14 protein-coding genes are annotated in these 15940 nt (G+C 71.0%); 2 read left to right on the top strand and 12 right to left on the bottom strand.

The genetic code is table 11. From position 1 onward, the window contains the following. The first annotated feature begins 48 nt into the window (after positions 1-48). Positions 49-450 (top strand): MarR family winged helix-turn-helix transcriptional regulator, encoded by a 402-nt coding sequence (locus tag AWQ70_RS08170; protein ID WP_067172389.1) that lies wholly within the window; start codon positions 49-51, stop codon positions 448-450. 29 nt (positions 451-479) lie between these two features. On the opposite strand, the gene AWQ70_RS08165 is transcribed toward AWQ70_RS08170, so the two are convergent. The 9 genes from AWQ70_RS08165 to AWQ70_RS08125 form a co-directional block, all read right to left on the bottom strand. Next, positions 480-1784, bottom strand: coding sequence for a thymidine phosphorylase (locus tag AWQ70_RS08165; RefSeq protein ID WP_067172387.1), 1305 nt, complete (start codon positions 1782-1784; stop codon positions 480-482). A gap of 44 nt (positions 1785-1828) precedes the next feature. Next, positions 1829-2227 carry a cytidine deaminase gene (locus AWQ70_RS08160; protein ID WP_067172385.1) on the bottom strand — a complete coding sequence of 133 codons (399 nt, stop codon included), beginning with the start codon at positions 2225-2227 and terminating at the stop codon, positions 1829-1831. Next, on the bottom strand, positions 2224-3495 hold the full coding sequence (locus AWQ70_RS08155) for an ABC transporter permease (RefSeq protein ID WP_067172383.1): 1272 nt from the start codon (positions 3493-3495) through the stop codon (positions 2224-2226). Before AWQ70_RS08155 ends, AWQ70_RS08160 begins: the two co-directional genes overlap by 4 nt. After that, a complete protein-coding gene (locus AWQ70_RS08150) occupies positions 3492-4619 on the bottom strand; it encodes an ABC transporter permease (RefSeq protein ID WP_067172381.1) in 1128 nt (375 codons plus the stop codon). The genes AWQ70_RS08155 and AWQ70_RS08150 overlap by 4 nt, the downstream gene beginning before the upstream one ends. Further along, on the bottom strand, positions 4616-6217 hold the full coding sequence (locus AWQ70_RS08145) for an ABC transporter ATP-binding protein (RefSeq protein ID WP_067172379.1): 1602 nt from the start codon (positions 6215-6217) through the stop codon (positions 4616-4618). The genes AWQ70_RS08150 and AWQ70_RS08145 overlap by 4 nt, the downstream gene beginning before the upstream one ends. 78 nt (positions 6218-6295) lie before the next feature. After that, positions 6296-7369, bottom strand: coding sequence for a BMP family lipoprotein (locus tag AWQ70_RS08140; protein WP_245646839.1), 1074 nt, complete (start codon positions 7367-7369; stop codon positions 6296-6298). A gap of 501 nt (positions 7370-7870) precedes the next feature. After that, complete coding sequence (locus tag AWQ70_RS08135) at positions 7871-9118, bottom strand: amidohydrolase (protein WP_084516655.1); 1248 nt, start codon at positions 9116-9118, stop codon at positions 7871-7873. A gap of 387 nt (positions 9119-9505) precedes the next feature. Further along, complete coding sequence (locus AWQ70_RS08130; RefSeq protein ID WP_067172377.1) at positions 9506-10687, bottom strand: glutamate--cysteine ligase; 1182 nt, start codon at positions 10685-10687, stop codon at positions 9506-9508. A 61-nt stretch (positions 10688-10748) separates the two neighbouring features. After that, a complete protein-coding gene (locus tag AWQ70_RS08125; RefSeq protein WP_067172375.1) occupies positions 10749-10955 on the bottom strand; it encodes an SCO4848 family membrane protein in 207 nt (68 codons plus the stop codon). Between the two features lie 98 nt (positions 10956-11053). Here AWQ70_RS08125 and AWQ70_RS08120 point away from each other — a divergent pair, with 98 nt between their 5' ends. After that, positions 11054-12211 (top strand): D-alanyl-D-alanine carboxypeptidase family protein, encoded by a 1158-nt coding sequence (locus AWQ70_RS08120; RefSeq protein ID WP_067172373.1) that lies wholly within the window; start codon positions 11054-11056, stop codon positions 12209-12211. A gap of 86 nt (positions 12212-12297) precedes the next feature. Here the strand turns inward: AWQ70_RS08120 and AWQ70_RS08115 are convergent, their stop codons facing one another. The 3 genes from AWQ70_RS08115 to AWQ70_RS08105 form a co-directional block, all read right to left on the bottom strand. Beyond that, positions 12298-13233, bottom strand: a complete 936-nt coding sequence (locus AWQ70_RS08115; RefSeq protein ID WP_157529943.1) for a YihY/virulence factor BrkB family protein — start codon at positions 13231-13233, stop codon at positions 12298-12300. A 45-nt stretch (positions 13234-13278) separates the two neighbouring features. Then, positions 13279-14286: a tryptophan--tRNA ligase gene (gene trpS / locus AWQ70_RS08110; protein ID WP_067172371.1), complete on the bottom strand. Its 1008-nt coding sequence runs from the start codon at positions 14284-14286 to the stop codon at positions 13279-13281. 276 nt (positions 14287-14562) lie between these two features. Next, complete coding sequence (locus tag AWQ70_RS08105) at positions 14563-15867, bottom strand: hemolysin family protein (protein WP_245646837.1); 1305 nt, start codon at positions 15865-15867, stop codon at positions 14563-14565. Between the last annotated feature and the right edge of the window lie 73 nt (positions 15868-15940).

Genomic DNA, 15940 nt, shown 5'->3' with positions numbered 1-15940 from the left:
GCATGTAATCTGGGTCCGTGCTAGGCTCCGCGCGTGAAGGAGGCTGGGATGACTCGCCACAAAACCGGCAACGACGTCATCGACAGGTGGCGCGAGCTGCTTGCGCTACATGCCGGCGTCTCCTGCGCCCTGGAGCGCGAGCTGAGCGAGCGGCACGGGCTCGGCGTGAGCGAGTTCGAGGTGCTCGACCGCATGGCGGAGAACCTCGCCGCCTGCGACGAGGGCGGCAAGGAGAAGTTCCGCGTGCAGGAGCTCGCCGACGAGGTCCACCTGAGCCAGAGCGCCCTGTCCCGGCTGATCGCCCGCCTGGAGCGCGAGGGGCTCGTCAGCCGCGCCATCTGTGAGGCCGACCGCCGCGGCGTGTTCGTGATGCTCACGGACGAGGGCAGGAAGCGGCACACGGAGGCCGCCCCCACCCATCTCGCCGTCCTCACGGCCCATCTCGGCTGAACGCGCGGCCCGAGCCCGGCCGCGAGAGGTCAGCCCCGCGGAAGGTCCCGCTCGGTGATCCGGTCGATCACCAGCGGGAGCAGGCCCGGGTCGGCGGCCTCGCCGATCTCGTAGCCGCCCTCAAGCGCCGCCAGCGCCCGCTCGAAGCGTCCCGCCTCGTCCGCGTGCAGGGTCATCAACGGCTGCCCGGCCCGTACGGCGTCGCCCGGCCTGGCGTGCAGCGTGATCCCCGCGCCGAACGAGACCGCGTCCTCCTTGCGCTCGCGCCCCGCGCCGAGCCGCCAGGCGGCCACCCCCACGCTGAGGGCGTCCAGCTTCCGCAGCACTCCCGACGACGGCGCGACGACGTCCATCGTCTCGGCCGCCACGGGCAGCGGCGCGTCCGGGTCCCCGCCCTGCGCGACGATCATCCGCCGCCAGGCGTCCATGGCCGAGCCGTCCTTCAGCGCCTGCTCGGGGTCCTTCGCCCCGGGCACCGCGGCGGCCTCCAGCATCTCCCTGGCGAGCCGTACGGTCAGCTCGACGACGTCGGACGGCCCGCCTCCGGCGAGCACCTCGACCGACTCCGCGACCTCCAGGGCGTTGCCGACGGCCCGGCCCAGCGGCCGGTCCATCGCGGTGATCAGGGCGACCGTGCGGACCCCGGCGTCGTTCCCGAGCGCGACCATGGTCTCGGCGAGCTCGCGGGCGTCGGCCACGTTCTTCATGAACGCGCCGGAGCCGGCCTTGACGTCGAGGACGAGCGAGCCCGTGCCCTCGGCGATCTTCTTGGACATGATGGACGAGGCGATCAGCGGGATCGACTCGACCGTCCCGGTGACGTCCCGCAGCGCGTACAGCTTCTTGTCGGCCGGGGCGAGGCCGGTGCCGGCCGCGCACACGACGGCGCCGGCGGTCCGGATGACGCCCAGCATCTCCTCGTTGGACAACGAGGCGCGCCAGCCGGGGATGGACTCCAGCTTGTCCAGCGTGCCGCCGGTGTGGCCGAGCCCGCGCCCGGAGAGCTGCGGCACGTACGCGCCGCACGCGGCGACCAGCGGGGCGAGCGGCAGGGTGATCTTGTCGCCCACGCCTCCGGTGGAGTGCTTGTCGGCGGTGGGCCGGTCGAGCGCCGACCAGTCCATCCGCTCCCCGCTCCTGATCATGGCGAGGGTCCAGTCGGCGATCTCCCTGCGGTTCATGCCGTTGATCAGGATGGCCATCGCCAGCGCCGACATCTGCTCGTCGGCCACGCCGCCCCGGGTGTACGCGTCGATCACCCAGTCGATCTGGGCGGTGGACAGCTCACGCCGGTCCCGCTTCGCGGTGATGATCTCGATCGCGTCGAACCCCATGGTCCCCCTCTTTCCCGTACGGCTCGCGCGGGCCGCACATCGATTCAGCGCGACAGGTCCTGCGGCCCGAAGGCGAACGGCAGGACGTCCGCCAGCCGCCACGGGCCTTCCGGGGTCTCGACCAGCAGCTCGGGCCCACCGTGCTCCAGCAGGAGCTGGCGGCAGCGCCCGCACGGCATCAGCAGCTCGCCGTGCCCGTCCACGCACGTGAACGCCACCAGCCGCCCGCCCCCGCTCGAATGCAGCGCCGACACGAGGCCGCACTCGGCGCACAGCCCGACGCCGTAGGAGGCGTTCTCGACGTTGCAGCCGGTCACGACACGGCCGTCGTCCACCAGGGCGGCGGCGCCCACCGGGAACTTGGAGTACGGCGCGTACGCGTGGGCCATCGCCTCGGTCGCCCGGGCGCGCAGCGCCTCCCAGTCGATGGTCGGCTCGGTCATTTCGCTTGTCCTCTGCGATAGGGAACGCCGTCGGCGGCCGGCATGCGCAGCCGCTGCGAGGCGAGTGAGAGCACCAGCAGCGTAGTCAGGTGCGGGGTGAACGACGTGAACGCCTCCGGCACCGTGTCGGTCAGCGCGAACAGCGCGAACACCGCCATGGCGGCGATGCCGGCGACCAGGGCGGCCTTGTTCCTGCGCTGCCGTACGAGCTGGTAGACCGCGACGGCGGCGAGCAGCAGGGCGACGACGAGCAGCAGCGCGTGGACGGAGACGCCGCCCTGCCTGAGCTGGAGCGCGTCGGTGTACCCGAACAGGGCCGCGCCGCCGGCCAGGCCGCCCGGCCGCCAGTTACCGAAGATCATCGCGGCCAGGCCGATGTAGCCGCGGCCACCCGTCTGCCCGTCGCGGTAGATCCCGGCGGCGACCAGCGACAGGAACGCCCCGCCCAGCCCGGCCAGCCCGCCGGAGATGATCACCGCGATCCACTTGTAGAGGTAGACGTTCACGCCGAGCGACTCGGCCGCGACCGGACGCTCGCCGCACGACCTGATCCGCAGGCCGAACGCGGTACGCCACAGGACGTAGAACGACAGCGGCACCAGCACGATCGCGAGGACCGTGAAGAGCGAGACGTTCTGCGTGATGCCGTGGAGGACGCCGGCCAGGTCCGACACCAGGAACCAGCGCTTGTTCTGCAGGTCCAGCAGCGGCTGGCCGATGCCCGGGATGCTGATCTTGCCCATCATCGGCACGCGCGGCGACTGCTTCGCGCCGCCGCCCTTCATGGTGGAGAAGACCAGCTTGGAGAGGTACTGCGTGAAGCCGAGGCCGACGATGTTGATCGCGACACCGGAGATGATCTGGTCCACGCCGAACGTCACCGTCGCCAGCGCGTGGATGGCCCCGCCGATCGCGCCGCCCAGCGCCCCGGCGAGCACCCCGGCCCACGGGTTGTCGAACTGGATCGCGCCCCAGGCGCCGAACCAGGTGCCGAGGATCATCATGCCTTCGAGGCCGATGTTGACCACGCCGGCCCGCTCCGACCAGAGGCCGCCGAGCCCGGCCAGCCCGATCGGCACGGCGAGGCCGAGCGCCGCGCTGATGGTGCCGCCCGACGTGATGTCGTTCGCCCCGGTCGCCAGCCGGGCCACCGACAGCAGGACGACCAGCCCGGCCAGCCCGAGCAGCAGCACGGGGAAGGTCAGCTTGAACCGGCGGGCCGGCGGCGCGGCCGCCGGCTTCTCCGCCGCGACGTCGGTGGCGGTCATGCGGCGGCCCCTTCCGTCTCGGCCGGGGCGGCGAGCTCACGGCTGACCTTGCGCTGCGCGGCCACGATCCGATACCGGTGCACCAGCTCGTACGCGATGATCACCGAGAGCACGATCACGCCCTTCATGATGTCGACGAGCTCCTTGGAGATCTCCATGAGCTGGAGGGCGTCGGAGGAGCTGTCCAGGAAGCCCCACAGCAGCGCGCCGACCGCCATGCCGACCGCGTTGTTGCGGCCGAGGAGGGCGATGGCGATGCCGGTGAAGCCGAGCCCCGTCGGGAAGTTCAGGCTGTACTCGAAGGAGCTGCCGAGAAGCTCGGGCATGCCGATCAGACCGGCCGACGCGCCCGAGATGACCATCGCGGCGACGACCATCCGCTTCACGTTCACGCCGCTCGCCACCGCGGCCGGCTCCGACCGGCCGGTGGCCCGCAGGTTGAACCCGAACCGGGTGCGGTTGAGCAGCACGGCGTACCCGATGCCGACGATGATCGCCACGATCAGGAAGCCGTTGACCTTCATCGGCGTGCCCGGGATCAGCGCCATGCCGGGCATGTGCGCGTCCTCGGGGATCGGCGGCGTGCCGATCGCGTTGCCGCTGAGCACGCCGAGCCGGTCGGCGGTGAGCAGCCAACCGGTCAGGCCGGTCGCGATCGCGTTCAGCATGATCGTGGAGATGACCTCGCTGACACCCCGGGTCACCTTGAGCACCGCGGCGATCGACGCCCACAGGGCGCCCACGAGCATGGCCACGAGCACGACCAGCACGATGTTGAGCGGCCCCGGCACGAGCGCGGCCCCGCCGACGGACGCGGCGATGAGCGCGGCGAGCCGGTACTGGCCGTCGACGCCGATGTTGAACAGGTTCATCCGGAACCCGACCGCCACCGCGACCGCCGACAGGAAGTAGGTGGTGGCGAGGTTGAGGATCAGGACCAGCACGCGGGGCTGCGAGCCGTACTCGACCAGGGAGGTGAACGCCTCGACCGGGGGGTGCCCGGCGATCAGCAGGACCACCGAGGTCACCAGCGCGGCGAAGACGACGGCGAGCGCGGGCGCGACGAGCGCCATCACGCCGCCGAACCCGACCCGCCCGAAAACGCGATCAAGGAACGTACTCATGCGCCCTCCCCGGCGCCGGTCATCGCCGAGCCGAGCTGCTCGGGGGTCACGGATCCGGGATCGACGTCGCCGACGATCCGGCCGCGCAGGATGACCTTGAGCGAGTCGGACAGGCCGATGAGCTCGTCGAGGTCGGCGGAGATCAGCAGTACGGCGAGGCCGGCGGCCCGCGCGTTCCGCAGGTGGTCCCAGATGGCGGCCTGCGCGCCCACGTCCACGCCCCGCGTGGGGTGCGAGGCGATCAGCAGCACCGGCTCGCCGCTCATCTCCCGGCCGACGATCAGCTTCTGCTGGTTGCCGCCGGACAGCGCGGCGGCGTCCACGTCGATGCCGGGGGTGCGGACGTCGTACTCCTCGACGATCCGCTGGGTGTCCTTGCGCGCCCCGGCCCGGTCGATCCAGATGCCCTTGACGTTCGGCTCGCGCGTCTGGTGGCCGAGGACGCGGTTCTCCCAGAGCGGCGCCTCCAGCAGCAGGCCGTGCCGGTGGCGGTCCTCGGGGATGAAGCCGATGCCGCCCTCGCGCCGCTTCAGCGTGGACCAGCCGGTGATGTCGGCCCCGCCCAGGCTGATCGTCCCGGCGGTGATCGGCCGCATGCCCATGATGGCCTCGACCAGCTCGGCCTGGCCGTTGCCCTCGACTCCGGCGACGCCGAGGACCTCGCCCTTGTGGATGGTGAAGGAGATGTCGTCCAGCAGGAGGCGCACGCCCTCCGCCTTCAACTGGTCGGCGGTGGCGCCCTTCTGGACCGGCCCGTGCCCGGAGGCGGCCATCGTGAGGCCGGAGACCTCCAGCGTGACGACGTCGGTGACGGTCGACTCACGGGTCTCCGGGCTGGGCAGCTCGCTGCCGACCATCAGCTCGGCGAGCTTGCGCGCGGTCACCTCGCGCGGTTCGACGCTGGCCACGGTCGTGCCCCGGCGGATCACCGTGATCGCGTCGGCCACCTTGAGGACCTCGTCGAGCTTGTGCGAGATGAACAGGATGGTGAGCCCCTCGCGGACCAGCACCCGGAGGTTGTCGAAGAGCTCGTCGACCTCGTGCGGCACGAGCACCGCGGTCGGCTCGTCCAGGATGAGGATCCGCGCGCCGCGGTAGAGGACCTTGAGGATCTCCACCCGCTGGCGGTCGCCGACCCCCAGGTCCTCGACCAGCGCGTCCGGCTCGACGCCGAGGCCGTACGCGTCGGAGATCTCCTTGATCTTCCTGCGCGCGGCGGCGAAGTCGACGGCCAGGCCGCCCTTGCGCGGCTCGCTGCCGAGGATCACGTTCTCCAGGACGGTGAAGTTGTCGGCCAGCATGAAGTGCTGGTGGACCATCCCGATCCCGGCGGCGATGGCGTCGCCGGGCGTGTGGAAGCTCACGGCCGCCCCGTCGATCCGGATCTCGCCCTCGTCCGGGCGCTGCATGCCGTACAGGATCTTCATGAGCGTGGACTTGCCCGCGCCGTTCTCTCCGACGATGGCGTGGATGTGACCCTTGGCGACGCTCAGACGGATGTCCCGGTTCGCGACGACTCCGGGAAACCTCTTGGTGATCCCCTTCAGCTCAACGGCGGGTTCTGTGGCGATTGCGGTGGTTATGGCGGCCTCCCCCACACGAGGTGCCTGTGTTCAGGCACGGTAGGCCGAGGAGCCCGGAGCGGATCGGCGCCCGGGCCCCTCGGAGGACAGCGGTCAGGGGGTCGCGGGGACCGTGATCTCGCCGCTGCTGATCTTGTTCTTGTACTCGTCGAGCTGCGACTTGATGTCGTCGACCTTGCCGCCGGTGGTGGAGAAGTCCACGCCGCCCGCCTTCAGGTCGTACCGGGTCTCGCCGCCCTTGACGGTGCCGGCCGTGAAGTTCTTGAGGAAGTCGTAGACCGCGACGTCGACCTTCTTCAGCATCGAGGTGATGACGACGTCGGAGACGGCCTTGTCCGCGGTCAGGGCCTGGTCGGAGTCGACGCCGATCGCCATCGCGTTCGCGGCCTTGGCGGCCTCGAACACGCCGCCGCCGGAACCGCCCGCCGCGTGGTAGATCACGTCCGCGCCGGCGTCCAGCATGCCCTGGGCGGTGGTCTTGCCCTTGGCCGGGTCGTTGAAGCCGGTGAACTCCGGCGGCTCGCTCAGGTACTTGACCTGGATCTTGATGTCCGACTTGACGGCCTTGGCGCCGGCCACGTAGCCCGCCTCGAACTTCTGGATCAGCGGGACCTTGACGCCGCCGACGAAGCCGATGCTGTTCTTCGTGGACTTCAGCGCGGCGGCCACGCCGACCAGGTAGGAGCCCTGCTCCTCGGCGAAGACCAGGTTGCTGACGTTGGGGCCGGTGGCGTCCGCGTCGTCGATGATGGCGAACTTGACGTCGGGGAACTCGGCGGCGACCTTCTTCACCGGGCCGGAGTAGGCGAAGCCGACCGCGATGACGGGGTTGAACCCGCCGGAGGCGAGCAGGCGCAGCCGCTCCTCCTTCTGGGCGTCGGTCTCGCCGGGAGCGGCCTCCAGCTCCTTGGCCTCCAGGCCGAACTCCGTCTTGGCCTTGTCGAGACCGACGGCGGCGGAGTCGTTGAACGACTGGTCGCCGCGACCGCCGATGTCGTACGCGAGGCCGACCTTGCCGCCCTTCCCACCACCCTGGGCGGAGGGCTCCGAGGAGGCGCTCGCGCCCGTCTCGGCCTTGTCGTCGCTACCTCCACACGCGGCGGCGGCCATGAGCATGGCGCCCGCAGCAGTGGCGGCAGCCAGCTTGCTTACTCGATTGCGGAGCAAGGTGTTACTCCCCTTCCGTGTCCCCGCCGTCCAACCGGCGCAACGCGCACAACGCGCGCGACCCTGCACGGAAGATAGTTGTTTGACCTGCATGGACCAAATGGGGACACGGGTCCGCAACCTGTCCGTTATGTACCCCTCGCCACCTTGTGACCAGCGAGTAAGTTCGATCTATCGGAAGGGGCGTCCGCGGAGGTCCGCGCCCGGAGATCACCGGGGCGCGCGTGTGAGATCCCGCACACGAGTGCGACGGCCGGGATCCGGAGCCGGAGAGGGAGGCGCGGGCGTGCCCCGTGCCGATCGGCCATGACGACGACGGCGCCCCCGCGGGCGCCCTCGGCGAGGGACACCTGCGGGGACGCCGTGAAACGGATGGGCGCCCAGGCCCGGCGAGCGGAGCGGTGTCGCCTTCCACAGACGGCCGCGTGTCAGTGGACGCCGTCCCTGTTCACCGGCGCGTACGCGTAAGTGGAGGCCGTCGCCGTCCACAGACGCCGGGCGTCAGCGGGCGCCGTCGCCCCAGAGCGCGGTGAGCGCGGTCGCGGCCAGCGTCTTGACGCCGACGCCGATCGCCCGCTCGTCCACGTCGAACTCCGGACGGTGGATGTCGACCTCGTTGACCGTGCCGGGGACGCGGGTGCCGAGCCGGGCCAGCGCGCCGGGCACGGACTCGACGTACCAGGAGAAGTCCTCGCCGCCGAGGCTCTGCGGGGTCGGCACCGCCGCGGTCTCGCCGACCATCTGGACCACCGCGTCGTGCAGCATCTGGATGCTGGTCGCCTCGTTGACCGTGGGCGGCGTGCCGCGACGGTAGTCGATCTCCGCCTCGACGCCGTACGCCGAGGCGACCGACTCCACCAGCGACGCGATCAGATCGGGCGCCTGGTGCCACGCCTCCTCGTCGAGGGAGCGGACCGTGCCCTTCGCCAGGCCGACGTCGGGGATGGCGTTGAACGCCGAACCGGCCGTGATCTGCCCCCACACCAGGCTGAGGCTGGAGCGCGGGTCCACGCGGCGGGACAACGCGGCCGGCAGCTCGGTGACGATCTTGCTGAGCGCGTACACGAGGTCGACCGTCAGGTGCGGGCGGGCGGTGTGCCCGCCGGGGCCGGAGACGCGGATGCCGAGGCTGTCGCACGAGCCGGTGATCGGGCCGGTGCGCAGGCCCACGTGGCCGACGTCGATCCTGGGGTCGCAGTGGAGCGCGAAGATGCGGTCCACGTCGCTCAGCCCGCCGTCGCGCATGACCTCCAGCGCGCCGCTGGCCGTCTCCTCGGCGGGCTGGAAGATCAGCCGGACCCGCCCGGGGAGCGCGCCCGCCTCGGCCTGGGCGGCGAGGAACAGCCCCGCGCCGAGGACGGTGGCGGTGTGGACGTCGTGCCCGCACGCGTGGCAGGCGCCGGGGACGGTCGAGCGGTACGGCACGTCCTTCTCGTCGTCCATCGGCAGCGCGTCGATGTCGGCGCGCAGCGCGACGGTGGGGCCGCTGTCCCGGCCGAGGTCCACCCACAGGCCGGTGCCGCGCGTGAGGGTGCGCGGCTTCAGGTCGGCCTCCAGCAGCCGCTGGGCGATCTTCTCGGTGGTGCGGTGCTCGTTGAAGGCGGTCTCCGGGTGGGCGTGGAGGTCACGCCGGAACTCGATGAGCTCATCGCCGTGCTCGCGCAGGAAGTCGGTCAACTGCCCGGCGAGGTCGCCGCCCTGGGGAACCTCCGCGTTGCCGGGGGGCGCGAGCCTCGATGAGATCGTCACAACTCTGTCCTTCCTCGGGCGAACCGCGGTCCACGGGCGTGGAGGGTGCCGGCCCTCTACCCGGCGCGGTCCGCCGGTTATCGTGATGGCGCTCAGCAGGGCGCGACCGGCTCGCGCCGTGCGCCGGACAGCCGGGGTCCGGAGATCGGCTGAGCGTCGCCGTCGTACCCGCCCTCGCCCAGGTTCCGTGTCAAACGCCCGAGCGGATCTCTGTGGAGCCCGCTCCACCCGGCGGGCCGCGATGTCAGGCCACGCCGAAGAGCGAAAGGGTCGCGTAGGCATGTCCGCCACGACCGACCCTTCGTTCACAATCTTTCCACGGTTACGCCGGGCAAGATGGGCGATTGACACAGTATTTACGACGACAACTCGATCACGCCGCCGGTTTCACGTTCCCGAGTGGCCCGGCCCGCCGTTCGAGAACCCCGGTGGCGAGGTGACGAACCTGTCCTCCGCGAGCTCCATGATCGTCGCGTCCACGACGTCCTCGAGCGAGCCGCCCGCCGCGAGGATCCCCCGCTGCCGCTCGCAGGAGCTGCCCTTGTCGAGGACCTCGGTCACGACGGCGAGCTCGTCCGCGCAGCCGAGCCGCTCGGCGACCGGCTCCAGCTCGCGCTGCAGCTCGTACAGCACGTCGCGGACCGGCGCGGTGGACCCCTGGTCGTCGGTGATGACGTCGGCGTCGAGGCCGTACCGGGTGGCCCGCCACTTGTTGTCCCGCACCACCCAGGCGGGCGGCCGGGGCAGCTTGTACCCCCGGTCGAGCTGCTGGTCGAACTGCTGGACCAGGCACTGGGAGAGGGCGGTCACCATGCCGACCTCGCGGAGCGTGGGAATGCCGTCGAACATCCGGATCTCGATGGTCCCGAAATCAGGATGTGGCCGGATATCCCACCATACCTCCTTAATACTCCTAATTGTCCCGGCACGTACCAAGGTGTCCATATACTCCTCGAACTCCGCCCAGTCGGCGAGGAGATGCGGCGGGCCGGCCGTCGGCAGCGCGCCGAAGACGATCGCCCTGCTGGACGCGAGCCCGGTGTCCTGCCCGCCCCAGCACGGGCTCGACGAGGTGAGCGCGAGGAAGTGCGGCAGGTACGCGGCGAGGGCGTTGACGATCGGGATGACCTTGTCCTTGTCCCGGACGCCGACGTGGACGTGCACGCCGAAGGTCTGGATGCGCCAGGCCAGCCACTGCATCTCCTCGACCAGCTCGGTGTACCGCTGGACGGGGGCGTAGACCGCGTCGCGCCAGTCGCTGATCGCGTGCGTGCCGGTGCAGGCCAGGGACATCCCGCGCGGCTCGACCGCGTCCCGGAGCCGATCGATGCTCTTGCTCAGATCGGCCACCGCCTCGGCCGCCGTGTGGCACACGTCGGTGACGATCTCGATCTGCGACTGCATCAGCTCGTGCATGGCCTTGGGCCGGGCGCTCTCACTCAGCTCGGGGACCGCCGCCAGCACGTCCTTCGCGTCCTGGCGCAGGCGCCTGGTGTGCCGGTCGACGAGCTGCAGCTCCCACTCCACCCCCAGAGTCGCCCCACGCGAAGGATTGAACTGAATCGCCACCGCGGACCTCCCTGCTCGGAAACGGCGTCCCCCTAGGCCGTACCCGATTTATCCGCCCGATTTACCCCCTTCTATTGCTGGTTTTCCAGGATCGGATGACGACCACACCGAGCACGAGGGCCAGGATGATGTTGACCGCGATGAGGATGCCGTGCACGACGTAGAAGCTCGTCGGGTGCCCGTCGGCCAGGTTGAACCCCAGGTTGATCCATTCAAAGATCATGAAAGCGGCGAGGGCGAGGAGGAAGCCCGATACACGTCTCGTCATGCTCTCAGTATCGGCATTGCCACCGAGTGCGTACGCCCGTGATCTTCGGGGGATCTGTCACGTCATGGGTAGAGACTCGAAGCTAGGCTGACATCCCTATGAGGACCAGGCTGCGCGCCCTCGGGGCGGCCTTCACAGCGGCGACCACCGCGGCGACGCTCGCCGGCGTCACGCTCTGCACCCCCGCCGTCGCCCGGGCCGAGCCCGTCATGAGCGGCGCCATCGGCGGCGACCTTCTCGCGGGGCACGGCGTGATCGCCCCCGAAGGGATCAAGGCGCCTCCGAAGACGACCGCCTCGTCCTACGTCATCGCCGACGCGGAGACCGGCCAGGTGCTGGCCGCCAAGGACCCGCACGGCCACTACCTCCCGGCGAGCACGCTGAAGACCCTGACCGCGGTCACGCTCATCCCCAGGCTGGACAAGGACAAGACCGTCAAGCCGAGCCAGGAGGCGTGCAACGAGGAGGGCAGCGCCGTCGGCCTGGTGCCCAAGCCGATCTACAAGGTCGACGACCTCATGCGCGCGCTGCTGATGGTCTCGGGCAACGACGCCGCCAACGCGCTCGCCGAGGCGCACGGCGGCCTCTCGGTCACCCTCGCCGACATGAACAAGGAGGCCCGCAGGCTCCAGGCGTACGACACGGTGGCCAAGACGCCGAGCGGCCTGGACCGCCCCGGGCAGCGCAGCTCCGCCTACGACCTCGCGCTGATCGCCAGGGCCGGCCTGGCGCTGCCCGCGTTCCGCAAGTACGTGAGCACGAAGACGGCGAAGTTCCCCGCGCCCAAGGGCTACTACGAGATCGGCAACCACAACAAGCTGCTCTGGCGCTATCCCGGCATGATCGGGGTGAAGAACGGCTGGACCTCGAAGGCCCTCGGCAGCTTCGTCGGCGCCGCCTCCAGGAACGGCCACACGATCATCGTCTCGATCATGCACTACGAGGGCTCGTTCTGGGACGACGTCGCCAAGATGCTCGACTGGGGCTTCGCGGCGAGCGGCCGGGCCACCCCGGTGGGCGTCCTGGTCGACCCGGTCCCGGACAAGCCCGCGGAGCGGAAGGCGCACCCGCGCTCCGGAGGCCCGGCACTCGCCGACGGCACCACCCCGCTCGCATCGCGCACGCCGGTCGCGGCCGTGGGCGGCGGCGACGGCAGCGTTACCATCGCCGCGATGATCGCGGCCGGCGTCGGCCTGCTGGGCGGCCTCGTCTGGCTCGGGTTCGGCATCCGCCGCCGCCGGGCGAAGCGCGCCTGACCGGGCACCACACGGAAGCCGCGGGGACCCCGCACGCGGGAACCTCCGCCGGGATGCCCTCTTCGCCCTGGCCTTCGGGGATCCGCTCAGGCGGGGAGGGCGGTGGACGGCACGGGCGTCGGCTCGGGCGGCGGCCCCATCCCGGAGGTGGCCGTCCACGCGGCGGCGTAGAGGACGACGCGGGCCGACCAGTTGATCCAGACCAGCAGGCCCACGACGACGGCGAACGTGCCGTACACCGGGTTCTGCAGCGTGTGGGACAGGATCAGCGCGGCGAGCTGCTTGAGCACCCCGAACACGAACGCACCGAGCAGGGCGCCCCCGAGCACGACCCGGAACGGCTGCCGCGCCCGCGCCAGCCAGACGAACATGATCAGGAAGAGGAGGAGGTCGGCGGCGAGGGCGGCGAGGAAGCCGGTGAGCCAGACGGCCGCGCCGACCGGCCCGGAGCGGCCCAGGCCGAGCCACTCCGCGACCGTGCTCGTCGCCCCGACGGCGAAGGCGCCGATCACCGCGGACACGATGAGCGTCACCCCGGTGAGGAGCAGCGCGACCAGGTCCCTGAGCTTGGCCCGCAGGAAGTCGAGCGGCGGCTCGCACCCCATCCAGATCTCGCGGAGCGCGAAGCGCAGGGCGTCGACGGCGCCGAGCCCCGCGTACAGCAGGCCGACCAGGCCGACCACGCCCGCGCCCGCCCGTGCCTCGGCGATGCGGCCGATCTCCAGGCGGTCGGCGAGACCGGGGAGCTGCTGGTTGATCGCGTCGGTGAGCGCGGTCCGCGCGTCGGGGCTGGCGGCCAGGACGAAGCCCAGCACCGCGAACGCCAGCGCGATCAGCGGGAAGAACGACAGGAACGCGAAGTAGGTGAGCGCTCCCGCCAGCCGGCTCCCCGACTGCACCTGGTAGCGGTGGACGGTGCGGACGAGATGGTCCACCCAGGGGAACCTGACGCGTTCCCGCTCAAGCAGGAGCCGGCCGCGGGCCCTGACCCTCTCGACGAGCCGCGTGATCCTCCCGAACATGACCACCCCCGTCCGAGGACTACCCCGGACCGCGTCCCGGACCTGTCAGGAGGAGGCGGGCAGGAACCCCATGCGGTCGCGCACCTGGGCCATGGTCTCGCGGGCCACCGCGCGGGCACGCTCGGCGCCGGCGGCGAGCAGCTTGTCCAGCTCGGCCTCGTCGGCCAGCAGCTTCTCGGTGCGCTCGCGGATCGGCGCGAAGGAGTCGACGACCAGCTCGGCCACGTCCTTCTTGAACGTGCCGTAGCCCTGGCCGGCGTACCGCGCCTCCAGCTCGGGGATCGGGGTGCCGCTCAGCGCCGACTGGATGCGCAGCAGGTTGGTGACGCCGGGCTTGTTCTCCTCGTCGGCGAGAACCTCGGTGCCGGTGTCGGTGACCGCGCGCATGATCTTCTTGCGCAGCGGGCCCGGCTGCTCCAGCAGGTCGAGGATGCCCTGCGGGCTGGAGGACGACTTCGACATCTTGGCCGTCGGCTCCTGGAGGTCGGTGATCTTCTCGACCTCCTTCAGGATGTACGGGTTGGGCACCTTGAACGTCTGCCCGAAGCGGGTGTTGAACCGCTGCGCGAGGTCGCGGCTGAGCTCCAGGTGCTGCTTCTGGTCGACGCCCACCGGCACCTGGTCGGCCTGGTAGAGCAGGATGTCGGCGGCCATCAGGATCGGGTAGGTGAACAGGCCGACGCTGGCCGCGCTCTCGCCGTACTTGGCCGCCTTGTCCTTGAACTGGGTCATCCGGGCGGCCTCGCCCATGCCGGTCTGGCAGCTCAGCATCCAGGCCAGCTCGGTGTGCTCGCGCACGTGGCTCTGCACGAAGACCGTGCAGCGGTCGGGGTCGAGCCCGACCGCGAAAAGCTGGGCGGCGGCGATCCGGATGCGGCGGCGCAGCTCCTCAGGGGCCGGGTTGACGGTGATCGCGTGCAGGTCGACCACGCAGTAGAACGCCTCGTGGGTCTCCTGCATCGCCACCCACTGCCGGACCGCGCCGAGATAGTTCCCGAGGTGGAAGGAGTCAGCGGTGGGCTGGATTCCGGAGAGCACGCGAGGACGATCCATAGCACCTCATTCTGTCAGCAGAACGACCGTGCCCGTGACACGCGCACCCGCCCGCGCCGGCCCCTCGCGCGCGCATCGGAAGCGGCGGCCGGACGTGCCGGCTCGGCGGTTCGGGGCCCGACGGTTCGGGGCTGGACGGATCAGGGGCTCGGCGGTTCAGGGCCCGACGGTTCAGGGCCCGACGGTTCAGGGCCCGACGGTTCAGGGGCTCGGCGGTTCAGGGCCCGACGGTTCAGGGCCCGACGGTTCGGGGCCCGACGGTTCAGGGCTCGTGGTTCAGGGCGTCTCGGGCGCCTCGGGGGCGGCGGGCGCGCGCTGCACACGGACGCGCGCGACCCGGCGCCCGTCCATCTCGGTGACGGTCAGCCGTGCCCCCGGCGCCTCCGCCGTCTCCCCGACCTGGGGCAGGTGCCCGAGCGCGGCCATGACGAAGCCGCCGAGGGTCTCGTACGGGCCGCCCGGGAGGCGGATGCCGGTCTCGGAGGCGAAGTCGTTCAGGTTCACCAGGCCGTCCACCTCGATGACCCCGGCGACGACGCGGACCGACCCGCCGGCCGCGTCGTACTCGTCGCGGATGTCGCCGACGAGCTCCTCGACCAGGTCCTCCAGGGTGACGATGCCCCGGGTGCCGCCGTACTCGTCGACGACGATCGCCAGGTGGTGGCCCTCGTCCCGCATCTCGGCGAGTGTCGGCAGCACACGCTTGCTGGCCGGCACGAGCTTGACCGGCCTGATCGGCACCAGCTCGCTGATGGGCTCGATGCGCCCCGTCAGGACGGGGTCGAGCAGGTCGCGTACATGGACGAATCCGACGATGTCGTCATACGAATCGCGATAGACGGGAAAGCGGGAGTGCGGCATGGTCGCCGCGAGCACCGCCGCCTCGGCCAGCGGCGTGTCCGCCGCCATGAACTCCACCTCTGTGCGCGGCAGCAGGACCTCCCTGAGCTGCCGCTTGCCCGCCGTGAACACATCGGCGATCACGTTGCGCTCGTCCTGCGTGAGCTCCTTGTGGCCCACGATGATGTCGCGCAGCTCCTCGGTGGTCATCGCGGCCCGGTCGGCGGAGGGGTTGCCGCCGAGCAGGCGGACGACGCCGTTGGTCGAGACGGACAGCAGCCAGATCACCGGCCGGGACAGGGTCGCGATCAGGTCGAGCAGCGGCGCGACCATGAGCGACATCCCCTCGGCGCGTTGCCGGGCGAAACGTTTGGGCGCGAGCTCGCCGAACACTAGCGTGACGTACGAGATGGCCAGGGTGACCAGGGCGAACGCGAGCGGCGCGGCGACCCCCGCGGACAGCCCCCAGCCCTCCATGACGGGTTCGAGCCGCTCGGCGAGCGTGTCGGCGCCGAGCGCGGCGGACAGCACGGTGGCGACGGTCACGCCGACCTGGACGGAGGACAGGAAGCGGTTCGGGTCGCGAGCGAGCTTCTGCACGCGGGCGCCCCTGCGCCCCTGCTGGCTCAGCCTGCGTATCTGGCTGTCGCGCAGGGAGACCATCGCCATCTCCGCCGCCGCGAAGAAGCCGCAGATCAGGATGAACATCAGGACGAGAGGGATGCTCACCGCGACGCTCACGGCCGCCCCTCGTGGGCACGAGCACGGCACCCGTGCTCGTCGGCCCGATCGCTACTCTCGCTCACGCCTTCGA

The sequence above is a fragment of the Microtetraspora niveoalba genome, assembly GCF_001570405.1.
In the GTDB taxonomy this organism is placed as follows: domain Bacteria; phylum Actinomycetota; class Actinomycetes; order Streptosporangiales; family Streptosporangiaceae; genus Microtetraspora; species Microtetraspora niveoalba.
The sequence above is the reverse complement of the archived record's forward strand: the minus strand, read 5'-3'. Positions and strand labels throughout refer to the sequence as shown.